Raw genomic sequence first — 10,587 nt, forward strand, 5'->3', positions numbered from 1 at the left:
AACAGCCTGCCCAGTGCAAGGTCATCATGAGTTCGGGGCGATGCGTCATCACAGCAGCGGACCCGGGACGCCCGGGCGGCCCGGCTGGCCCACCCGCCGTGCAGCCCGGGCCGCCGACAAGCCCACACGCCCGCATGGCCACTTCGGGCCCGACCACCGCCGTGGTCCGTGAAGAGGCAGACGACGTCGTCGAGGAGCTACAGCGCGTCTTCGGCTTCTCGCCACAGCTCGCCCCGGCTGCAGCGAGTACAGCGCCCAGGCCGACTGGCAGAGCAGCGCCGGTCGACGACCCCGGCATCCCCGTTCGCTCGGCAATCTCCCAGCTTCAGCTCGCTGAGCCCACCATCCGCCTGGCCGGCGGCGCACCGGCCGTGGTCGGCGTTCCGGTGTGGCTCTGGCTCGACGACGTCCCCGACTCCGCGCCCACGGCAACCGCTGCCGTCGGCGACGCACAGGTCACCGCCACGGCGCGACTCACCTCGGTCGAGTGGACCCTGGGACCCAGCGGAGCGACGGTGAGTTGCGCAGGACCTGGCACTCCGTGGAACGGACAAGTTGGCGCCTCACCGGACTGCGGCTACGTCTATCGCGAGCGCTCCCTTCCCGAGCGCACCGGAGGCACCGGGCGGTGGCCAATTACAGCCACTGCGGTCTGGCAGGTCGGCTGGCGCGGAATTTCGGGCGGTGCACCCGTGGCCGGCGGCCAGGAGCTGCGCCTGACATCGGAAACGTCGATCGCCGTGGACGAGATCCAGGTGCTGGTCGTGGGAGGTGGCGAATGACCACGCGCACAGATCCGGCGCCTGTCGATGACTTCGTGCCCGGTCGTCCCCGGCGGCTACACCGACGACGCACGCTCGCGATCTCGGCGGCCCTCACGATCCTTGGGGCTCTGGGCGGAGTCGCGGTACTGAACACGGTCGCGCAGCGGGTACAGATCGTCGCCGTTGCTCGCACAGTTCCCGTCGGCTCCCAAATCCACGCTGATGACCTCGTCGCCGCGCAGGTTCCCGCCGATTCCGGACTCACGGCGCTGCCCTGGGCAGAGTTCGACCAGATTGTGGGGCAGACCGCGGCGGTCACCCTGATGCCCGGGCAGATCGTGGTGCCCGGATCAGCCGGAGCTTCGCCGCTGCCCGGGCCGGGGCAAGCGATCGTGGGCATCGCGGTCGAGATCGGGCAAGCGCCGGCGAGTGTCCTGACCGCCCAGGATCGCATCGCGGTGATCGACACCGAGGACTCGACGAGCGCCGGCATCACCGCCGAGGTCGTGCGGGACCTGGGTGCGGACGGCAGGAGGACCGTCGACGTGCTGGTGGATGCCGCCGACGCGGCGGCCGTCGCTAGGCTCGCTCTGACCGGTCATGCAGCTCTCGTGTTGCTCGAAGATCGGTGACCGATGCTGATCACCTTCGTGTCGATCAAAGGCAGCCCGGGTGTCACCACGCTCACTCTGGCCGCGGCAGCAACGTGGCCGCGACCGGCCATAGCGCTCGATCTCGATCCGCAGGGTGGGGATCTGCTCGCCGGACTCACCGGCGGCGCCGTCCCCGCCGAGCACACCATCGTCGACGTCCTGCTCGAGGCCCGGCTCACCGGACCCGAGGCAGCACTTCGTCAACATGTATGCCGACCAGTCGAGCATGGGCCGCATCTCCTCGCGGGGTTCGGCACAGCCGGGCAATCCAATGCAGTCCCGTGGCAGAGCTTCGCTGCGACAGTGACCGAGATCGTGGACGCCGATGTCCTGGTCGACCTCGGCCGCTTCGTGATCTCACATCCCGCCAACGCGATGCTGCGATGCAGCGATCTGGTCGCGGTCGTCACCGGAACCTCGCTGCGAGCGCTCCGGGCAACGGCCAGGACACTCCCAGCGCTGCAGAGCGAGACCGATGGTGCGCCGACGGGGCTCGTGATCGTTGATCCGGGCCGTCCCTACTCCGCCACCGACGTCTCGCGTGCGTGCGGAATACCCGTGCTCGGTGAGATCCCGTTCGACCGGCGAGCTGCGATCGTCTGGACCGAGGCGGCCCCACCCGCCCCCCGGCACATCCGATCGCCACTCACACAAGCGGCTCGTGCCTTCGCTACACGAGTGCTCTCCGGACCTCAGACATGGGCAAGGACGGCGAGCTCATGACCGCCGATCTGATCGAACGGCTACGCGTCGCCGTCATCGGCCGGCTGGAGCGACACGAAGGCCAGGAGCGGCTCACAGCAGCGGATCAGCGGCAACTCGTCAGGTCGTGGGTGGAGCAGGAGCTCGCCGTCGAGGCGCGTCGACGACTCGACTCGGGCAAGGCCCTGCTGTCGCCGGAGGCAGAGGCCGCAGTCGTCCGGCAGGTCGACAACGCGATCTGGGGACTCGGCCGCCTGCAGGAGCTCCTCGACGACCCCGACATCGAAGACGTGCACATCACCGGCTGCGACCGCCCGTACCTGCGGCTGCGGGGTGGTGCGCTGCGCGTGGCACCCGACCCGATCGCCGAGTCCGACGCCGCGCTCGTGGAGCAGATCCAGTACATCGCTGCTCACCACGGCTCGTCGGAGCGCTCCTTCTCCCCCGCCCAGCCCTTCCTCAACATGCGGCTTCCCGACGGCTCCCGTCTCGCCGCCATGCGAGAGGTCGTGCCACGGCCCACCGTCACCATCCGGCGGCACCGCCTGCAGAGCATCACGCTGCAAGACCTCGTGCGCATGGGGACGCTGTCCACACAGGCAGCCGGATTCCTTCGAGCGATCGTCGCGGCCAAGGCGAACGTCGTCGTGACAGGAGCACCGTCGTCGGGCAAGACGACCTTGCTGAGGTGTCTCGCCCGGGAGATCCCAGCAACCGAACGCATCGCCACGCTCGAGACCGAGTTCGAGCTGGGCCTGCACGAACTGCCCGGCTCCTCACCGCTGGTCCTGGCGCTCGAAGCCCGACCAGGCTCGACGGAGAGCATGGGCGGCCAACGAGCCGGCGAGATCACGCTCGCGGACCTGGTTCACCAGACCCTGCGAATGTCCGTCACACGAGTCGTGGTCGGCGAGGTCCGAGGCGCCGAAGCCCTGCCGATGCTCGAGGCGATGAACTCGGGCATGCCCGGCTCGATGTGCACCCTGCATGCGGGCTCCGCCGGCGACGCGTTCGAGCGGCTGGTGACGGCGGCGATGAAGGGAGCAGGCAACGGCTGGACGGACTCCTTCGTGACGAGGCTCGCGGCCCAAGGCATCGACTACGTCGTCCATCTCCGGCAGCTCGACCATCCGGCGCTCAGAGGCCGGGGTCGAGTGGTATCGGAGATCGCCGAGGTCACCGGCGTCGTCGAGACCGGCGCAGTCTCCATGAACCGGATCTTCTGCCCGGACTCTTCTGGCGATGATCCGCGTGCACGCTTCCACATGTTGCCGCAGGTCCGGTGGCGATTCGACGAGGCGGGGATCGATCTCGGGTTTCTCGTCGGGGCGCAGTCTCGAAACGGGCAGGTGCGGAAAGGATGATCTCCACAGTGCTGCTCGCCGCTGCGTCGGGCGCCGCTCTGGGCTTGGCGGTGGCCCGGCTGGCAAGCCCGCTCAACCAGCGCTCCTCTGAACACTCCACACGGCTCAAGGCCCAAGCCCGTCACCTCGCCCACGCACTCCGGAAGGTTCACCCCACGTCGCCGACGGAGCGTCTCCGCATCCTCGCCTGGGTCATCGGCGGCATCGGCGCCGCGGCGCTGACAGGGTGGCCCGTCATTGGGCTCGCCCTCGTCTGCACCGGAACCTGGTTGCCCTGGTTGCTCGGGTCGGCGCGCGTGGCCCGCGAGCAGATCGAGGTCCTGGCCAACCTGGCAACGTGGTGTCGACGGATGGCTGATGTGCTCGTCGGTGGAGGCGCCGCCGGGCTCACCGAAGCGATCATCGCGTCCGGCAACTCGGCTCCGGAGCAGATCGCCGGACCGGTCCGACGCCTCGCCGCAGCCCTGAGGCACGGGCGGCAGGACAGAGTGACCGCCCTCGCCTCGTTCGCGGACGAGATCGACGACCGCGTTGCCGACAGCATCTCGGCCGCTCTCACGCTCGCGCTTCTTCACCAGACGCCCGGGGTGGGCATGATCCTCCGGCAGCTTGCGACATCCGTCGAGCGCGAGGTCCGTAGCCGGCGAGAGATCGAGGCCGACCGCGCGGAGTCCCGACAGTCGATCGTGATGCTCCTCGTTATCCAGGCCGGAGTGTTCGTCCTCCTTGCACTCGCCCCTGGGTTCGCCGACGCGTATCGGACTCTGGGGGGCCAGCTCGTCATGGCGGCGCTCCTGATGGGCACCGCCGCTCTCCTGATCTGGATGCGCCGGCTCGCCCTCGGCTCGGCTGCTCCTCGCTTCCTTGGTCGCCTCCGATGACCACGACCGTCGTCGGCGCCATCGCGGGCGCACTTCTCGGTCTCGGCTTGGCCATCGCCATCGACTTCTTCCGCCCTTGGCATCCCGCCCTCGTCGACGGGCTGCGGATGCTGGACGAGCGTCACCGGCCCGGCCGGCCCCGCCAACGGCGGGCGCTGTCGGTGCGGGCTGCCCAGCTACTTCGTCATCTGCCCGACGCTGTCGACGCGAAGGATCTGCGGCTTGTCGGCGTGGCGCGGGACCAGGTCTTCGCCCGCCGGGCGGTGGAGACCCTCGGCGGTGCGGCGTCCGGTCCGCTCCTGCTGCTGCTGACGGAGCTGCTGAGCATCGAGCTACCCGGCGTTGTCGCCCTTGCCTTCACCGTTGTGGGCGGAGCGGCCGGCTGGACAGGAGCGGCGCGGCGGATCCAACGGCACGCCGATTCTCGTCGCGAGGAGATGCGATACGCCCTGGTCGCCTACCTCCAACAGGTCAGTCTCCTGCGCCGCGGTGGCGCCGGGGTGGCCACTGCGCTGCGCGCCCCGGCGAGCCTGCTTGGAGGAAGCTGGGCGATGGGGCAGATCGCGCGTCAGCTTGATCTAGCGGAGCGCAGCGGTCAAATGCCCTGGGAGGGCCTGCGCCAGCTGAGCGAAACGATCGACCTGCCCGAGCTCGACGATCTCGCGGCCATCACGCGGACCGCGGGAACGGACGGCGGCGCTGTGATCGACACACTCCTGGCCCGGGCGGAAACCCTGGAGGACGAGCTGCGCGAGGACGCCCGCGCCGAGGCGAATCGAGCCAGCGGCCAGATGAGCACGCCGGGCGCCCTGCAGGTCCTTCTCATCGCCGCATGGGTCCTCTATCCCGCCACGACGGTCCTGCTGTCCCTGTGAATCCCTCTGGAGGTCTCCACCATGCGTGCAGCGTCAACACGTCTCCGGCTGGCCGTCACCGAACTCTACGTCGCCCTGATACAGCGGACGGGCCCGATCGACGAGCGCGGTGGCGGGCGCAACTCCGACGAAGGATTCCACATCGGGGCCGGCGCGGTGATCGGGGGCGTCATCGCGACGGCGGTCGGCGCGTTCGTCGCCAAGAAGCTCGGAGCGCTCGAGTGAGCGACTCCGAGCGCGGCGGCGCCACCAGCGTTGAGCTCGCGCTGCTCTGGTCCGGAACCCTCGCTCTCGTCCTGGTCGGCGTTCAGGCCGCCATACTCGCAATGGCTTCACAGCTCGCCTTATCCGCAGCCGAAGACGGCCTTCGCGCCGGCCGATATCGAGGGATCGAGTCTCCGGACGTTGCCCGGCAGGCTGCCGCGGCCTTTGCCAACCGCACCACAGGCAACCTGCTCCGCGAGGTCGAGGCAGAGGCCCACGAGGAACCTGGCGGACGGCTCACCGTCACGGTCAGCGCGAGCGTCGCGGCGGTGCTTCCGGGGCTACCGCTGACCGTGACTCGACGGGCGACGGGTGCGCTGGAAAGGCCGGCGGCGTGATCCCACGGATAGACGAGCGTGGAGGCGCACCGGCCGTCGAGGCGGCCATCGTGGCCGGGATCTTGGGGCTGCTGGTGGCGTTCACAGTCGCCGGCGTCCGAGTCGCCGCAGCAGAGTCCGCGACCGAGCAGGCGGCCCGAGCCGCCGCGCGCCTCGCGTCGATCCAACGACAACCGGCAGGCGCCGCGATGGTGGCCGCACCGGCGGCTCGCGAGGCCCTCAGCACGCGCGGTGTCCGGTGCACCGCATTGGACGTCGGGGTGGAGGTGAGCGGCACGCTCGCACTCGGCGCAGCGGCGGAAGTGCGCGCTGAGGTCGTGTGCGACGTGCCGTGGTCCGATCTGGGCATCCCCGGCGTCCTCGGAACGCACCGAAGCCGGGCCACCGCCACGAGCAGCATCGATCCGCTGCGGGAGCGCTGATGGACGAGAGCGGAGGCGGGTCCCTGACCGTCCCCGGCGCGCTGCTCGCGCTCGTGCTGGTGCTTGCCGCCGGGCTCGGAGTCGACGGTGTGCGGAAGGCTCAGCAGATTGCGACAGCAGACTCGATCGCCGAGGAGGCTGCGCGCGTCGGCGCTCAGCAACTCGACATCGCCGCGCTCCGCGCAGGCGCGGTCCGTCTGGACCCGGCGCGAGCCGCCGTCGCGGCGCAGAGATACCTCGACCGGTCCGGAGCGACGGGCTCCATCGCGGTCGTGGGCAACGACCGGGTGCGGGTACGGGCAGTCGTTCGGCGCTCCACGGTGCTGCTCGGCCTCATCGGCATCAATGAGCTCGACACACGCGGCTCCGCGGAGTCCGAACCGCTGCTCATGCCGTCAGGAGGCGTCGCATGATGGGTCTGGGCCGGGCGAGCCGTGTGCTCGTCGCACTCGTCGGTCTGGCTGCGGTCCTCATCGGCCTTCCGCTCGCGCTCTTCCGGCTCGGCGCACGCCATCTACCCGATTCACTACCGCGGCTCGACGAGGCATCCGCTGCGCTCCTGCACCCGCAGGACGGGAGGTTGTTGCTCGGCCTGATCGTGGTGGCCGGCTGGCTGTTCTGGGCCTACCTGGCCTTCGGATGCGTCGTGGACACGGCAACGATGGTCCGCCACGGCGCGCGCGCCGTCTCGCTGCGGCGGACCGGCCCGCGTGCGATCACCGGTCTGCTCATTTTCTGGCTCGCGTCGGCTCTTGCGGCGAACCAGGCCCCTGCGACCCCGGCAGCACCGATGCTCGTCGCGGCAGCGCTTGAGCGGAATCCCGCGCCAGTCGAACCGGCACACCTCTATGTCGTCAAGGAGCGCGACACCCTGTGGGACATCGCCTCCCGGGAACTCGGAGATCCGCTTCGCTGGCGGGAGATCCTCGATCTCAACCGGAGCAGAACACAACCGGACGGGAACCGGCTCACCGACGCGGCCCGCCTCATCCCGGGTTGGCGGCTTACGCTGCCGACGAAGACCGTCGACGACGGCGTCGTGGTTGTCCATGTCGGCGAGTCTCTGGCGTCGATCGCGAGAGACCAGCTCGGCGACGCGAGACGCTACGGCGAGATCTATGAGGCCTCCCAGGGCCTCGCTCAGCCCGGCGGCGAAGTACTGCGAGATCCCGACGTCATCAAGCCGGGCTGGCTTCTCCACATCCCTAAGGACGGCGCCAGTACGACAACGCCGCCCACCGAGGGTCAGGGAAGCCCGTCCCAGGCGCGAGAACCAGCGCCCACACCATCCCGTCCGTTGCCAGGGCCTCCTGCCGACCCGGCGCCGATAACGGTGTCGCCCCCGGTTGCACCAGACCCAGCGCCCGAGCCCTCGGTGGATGACAGCACAGACACAGCCCCCTTTGATGTCGTCGGGGGAGTTGCTGTCGGCGGCGGTGTCGCGGCAGGCGTCCTCGGCCTTCTCGCACACCTACGCCGTCGCCAGCGCCGCCTGCGCCGCTACCGCCGACAGATCGCGCTGCCAGATCCGATCGACGCCGCCGCGGAAGTGGTAGCCATGCACGCCGACGAGCGCAACCCTGACCTCGCGCTGCTCGAGAGCGCCCTTCGCCTAGCCTCGGCCACCACACCGCTCCCCGACATCACCGGCGCGGTAGTCGGGACCGACAGCGTCGAACTCCTGGGCACGCACGAGACGGATCTCGGCGATGGCTTCTCGCGTGGCCCGGACGGCAACTGGCGGCTCACCGCCGACCAGACCGCACACATCGACGTCGGTAACGGCTACCCCGCGCTGACGTCGATCGGCCGCCTCAACGACGGCCGGACAGTCTTCGTCGATCTGGAAGCCGACGGCGTTCTGCACCTCGTCGGCCACCGGACACGCGCGTGCGACCTGCTTCGCAACATGACACTCGAACTGGCAACAGCAACCTGGGCGGAAAACACCGAGCTGATGGTCGTGGGACTCGAGGACGAGTTCGAGGTCCTTCCTCGCCACCGGATCCGCTGCTTCAGGAACCTGCGCCAGGCGCTACCCCCGTTCACATCGGCAGTAGACGCCGCCGAACGCAGCCTGGAATCGGCGCACCGGACAGCATCGGAGCTCCGCGCAGCCGGCGAGATCGGCGACGAACTCGTCGTCACGATCCTCGTGGTCGCCGGCGTCGACCTCGAGGACCAGCCCAGCCTCACGAGCATCTGCAGCCGACTCCTCGAGGGCCCCCGCACCTGCGCAGCCGTGGTGACCTCAAGTACCGCTACGTCCCTGCCGGGTCCCCGACTGACGGTCCAGGAGGACCAGACCATGGCCGACGTGGACCTGCCCGGCGCCCCGATCATCGCCGAGCAGATGCCGAGCGACGTCGCGGTGTCCCTGCTCGCTGCGATCCGCACCGCGGCCAGGAACGAGGACGAGCCCGTACCGGCGGTGGACGGCACTCAGACCTGGTCTTCGGAGATGACGATCGACGGCTCCTGGGCCTCGCCGACCTCCGAGCAACCCGCCGACCAGCCAAGCGAGGACGATCCACCGCCGAGCCCCTCCACTGCTGACGGAGCCCCCGACACCGCTGCCCACACTGCAACGCTGACCCGCGAACACAGGCACCTGAGGCGCGTCGAGCACGACGACCCGCATCTGGACGACGACCTGGCGGAATGGCTCAGTCCTGGCCCACCGAAACGCCCGCTCATCAGCATCCTCGGCGAGCCGGCGCTGCGTGCACCGGGCACACCTCCGACCGGACGGGCGGCCTGGCAGTGCGAGGTCGTGGTCTATCTCGCGCTCCATGAACGCGGCGTCACCCGCGACAAGCTCGCCACGGACCTGTGGCCCGACGGGAAGGCCGTGAGTTCATCGAGCGTGCGACGCACTATCGCCGAAATCCGCCCCTGGGTCGGCAGGCATCCCGACCAGCCCGAGATGGAGTTCATCCCGACCATCAGCACGAGCGGAGACGACCGCTACCGCATCGTCGGGCACCTCCTCGACTGGGACCTCTTCCGACGACTCCGCAAGCGCGCCCAGGCCCGAGCAGCCGCTGGACGTCCTGCTGAGGCCAGAGCCGACTACGTCAGCGCCCTCGGCCTCGTGCGGGGCCCGATCCTGCGACCGGTGCGCGACCGCGGCTACGCATGGCTACGCGATGCCGACCAACACCACGACATCCTCATCCCGGGATTCGTGATCGACACCGCCCACGAACTCGTCGACCTCGCACTCGCCCGCGACGAGCTCGACCTGGCTCACTGGGCCGCCGGTCTCGGCCGGCTGGTCGACCCCGACTCCACCCACGACCGCCCCTTCCTCGACCTCATGCGCATCGCACACGCCGAGGGCAACACCGGCGCCATGCGCCAGTACGCCGAACTGCTACTCGCCGAGCGCGACTTCGAGATAGGCGAGGACCTCCCGCCCGAAAGCTTCGCTGTCTTCCACGAGCTCTTCCCCAATGGCCTCAGCCGAACGGTCGACGACCAATGAACCCGTCACTCCCCTGCCTGCTCGGCACGTCCTGCGGGCTGCTCCTCACGCCTGTCGTTGCTCGACTGGTACGAGCGACAGCGCGAGCGAACGTGCTGCCACGCCGCCACGTCGCGGTCATAGGCGGTTGGATGGGGACTGTGGGCGCAGCGGCCGGAGCGAGACCGCTCGGCGTCACTACCGCAATGCTGGCCGCCGTAGCTGTCCTCGGGACCGCAGCGGCGGAGGTGGACGTCCTCGAGCGCCGCCTTCCGGACCGATTGACCGGTCCCCTTGCGCTCGCGGTTGCCGGCGTTGGGTTACTGACCATATCTCAGAGTTCAGAGGCACTCCAGCGCATGGCCGTCGCTGCGACGATCACCATCGGCACAGCCGGTTTGCTCCTTCTTGTCGCGCCGGCCGCCATGGGATGGGGTGATCTCAAGCTGGCACCGAGCCTAGCCGCGGCGACGGCAACCATCAGTTGGACATGCTTCATGAGTGCGGTCGGGCTAGGCGCCGTCCTACTCCTTTCGACCGCAAGCGCGGAGTTTCTGAGGCGCCGCAATGCGTCGCTCGTGCCTTACGGACCTTCCCTCGTGGGAGCCGCGTCTTTTGCCATCGGTCTCAGCACGACCGGGTAACAAATCGCCCGTAGAAGGCCCCCTCGCGCGAGTACTCCCCCCATGGTCGCGGTCCCGCAGCGGCGCGGACGCAAGGACCCCGACACCGACCGGTACCGCAAGCTGTCGCAGAACCAGAAAGACGTCAACACCGCCCACGCCCGCCGTCGCGGACCGGGCGAGCGGGTCAACGCCGAGCTGAAAACTGGCGCGTGCTGCGCAAGATCCGCTCCAG

At 69.5% G+C, this 10,587-nt stretch carries 12 protein-coding genes and 1 pseudogene; all 13 read left to right on the forward strand.

Annotated elements, in window-relative coordinates:
• Positions 1 to 134 precede the first annotated feature (134 nt).
• Complete coding sequence (locus PKE99_RS05065; protein WP_156067400.1) at positions 135 to 782, forward strand: hypothetical protein; 648 nt, start codon at positions 135 to 137, stop codon at positions 780 to 782.
• Entirely contained in the window at positions 779 to 1,396 is a 618-nt protein-coding gene (locus PKE99_RS05070; protein ID WP_037043622.1) for an SAF domain-containing protein, read from the forward strand. Before PKE99_RS05065 ends, PKE99_RS05070 begins: the two co-directional genes overlap by 4 nt.
• 3 nt (positions 1,397 to 1,399) lie before the next feature.
• A complete protein-coding gene (locus PKE99_RS05075) occupies positions 1,400 to 2,140 on the forward strand; it encodes a CpaE/TadZ family protein (protein ID WP_156067398.1) in 741 nt (246 codons plus the stop codon).
• Positions 2,137 to 3,483 (forward strand): TadA family conjugal transfer-associated ATPase, encoded by a 1,347-nt coding sequence (locus PKE99_RS05080; RefSeq protein WP_197040550.1) that lies wholly within the window; start codon positions 2,137 to 2,139, stop codon positions 3,481 to 3,483. The genes PKE99_RS05075 and PKE99_RS05080 overlap by 4 nt, the downstream gene beginning before the upstream one ends.
• On the forward strand, positions 3,480 to 4,364 hold the full coding sequence (locus PKE99_RS05085; RefSeq protein WP_051737148.1) for a type II secretion system F family protein: 885 nt from the start codon (positions 3,480 to 3,482) through the stop codon (positions 4,362 to 4,364). Before PKE99_RS05080 ends, PKE99_RS05085 begins: the two co-directional genes overlap by 4 nt.
• Positions 4,361 to 5,239, forward strand: a complete 879-nt coding sequence (locus tag PKE99_RS05090; protein WP_037043619.1) for a type II secretion system F family protein — start codon at positions 4,361 to 4,363, stop codon at positions 5,237 to 5,239. Before PKE99_RS05085 ends, PKE99_RS05090 begins: the two co-directional genes overlap by 4 nt.
• Before the next feature lie 21 nt (positions 5,240 to 5,260).
• On the forward strand, positions 5,261 to 5,464 hold the full coding sequence (locus PKE99_RS05095) for a hypothetical protein (protein ID WP_037043616.1): 204 nt from the start codon (positions 5,261 to 5,263) through the stop codon (positions 5,462 to 5,464).
• Complete coding sequence (locus PKE99_RS05100) at positions 5,461 to 5,841, forward strand: hypothetical protein (RefSeq protein ID WP_051737147.1); 381 nt, start codon at positions 5,461 to 5,463, stop codon at positions 5,839 to 5,841. The genes PKE99_RS05095 and PKE99_RS05100 overlap by 4 nt, the downstream gene beginning before the upstream one ends.
• Positions 5,842 to 5,891: 50 nt before the next feature.
• Positions 5,892 to 6,263 carry a hypothetical protein gene (locus tag PKE99_RS05105; RefSeq protein ID WP_051737146.1) on the forward strand — a complete coding sequence of 124 codons (372 nt, stop codon included), beginning with the start codon at positions 5,892 to 5,894 and terminating at the stop codon, positions 6,261 to 6,263.
• Complete coding sequence (locus tag PKE99_RS05110) at positions 6,263 to 6,676, forward strand: hypothetical protein (protein ID WP_037043614.1); 414 nt, start codon at positions 6,263 to 6,265, stop codon at positions 6,674 to 6,676. The genes PKE99_RS05105 and PKE99_RS05110 overlap by 1 nt, the downstream gene beginning before the upstream one ends.
• Positions 6,673 to 9,750 carry an AfsR/SARP family transcriptional regulator gene (locus tag PKE99_RS05115; protein WP_037043612.1) on the forward strand — a complete coding sequence of 1,026 codons (3,078 nt, stop codon included), beginning with the start codon at positions 6,673 to 6,675 and terminating at the stop codon, positions 9,748 to 9,750. Before PKE99_RS05110 ends, PKE99_RS05115 begins: the two co-directional genes overlap by 4 nt.
• Before the next feature lie 185 nt (positions 9,751 to 9,935).
• Positions 9,936 to 10,373 (forward strand): prepilin peptidase, encoded by a 438-nt coding sequence (locus tag PKE99_RS38940; protein ID WP_051737145.1) that lies wholly within the window; start codon positions 9,936 to 9,938, stop codon positions 10,371 to 10,373.
• Positions 10,374 to 10,484: 111 nt separating this feature from the next.
• A pseudogene (locus tag PKE99_RS05120) lies at positions 10,485 to 10,586 on the forward strand (IS5/IS1182 family transposase); the annotation flags it as partial.
• Between the last annotated feature and the right edge of the window lies 1 nt (position 10,587).

The sequence above is a fragment of the Pseudonocardia halophobica genome (assembly GCF_027922425.1).
Taxonomy (GTDB): Bacteria; Actinomycetota; Actinomycetes; order Mycobacteriales; family Pseudonocardiaceae; genus Pseudonocardia; species Pseudonocardia halophobica.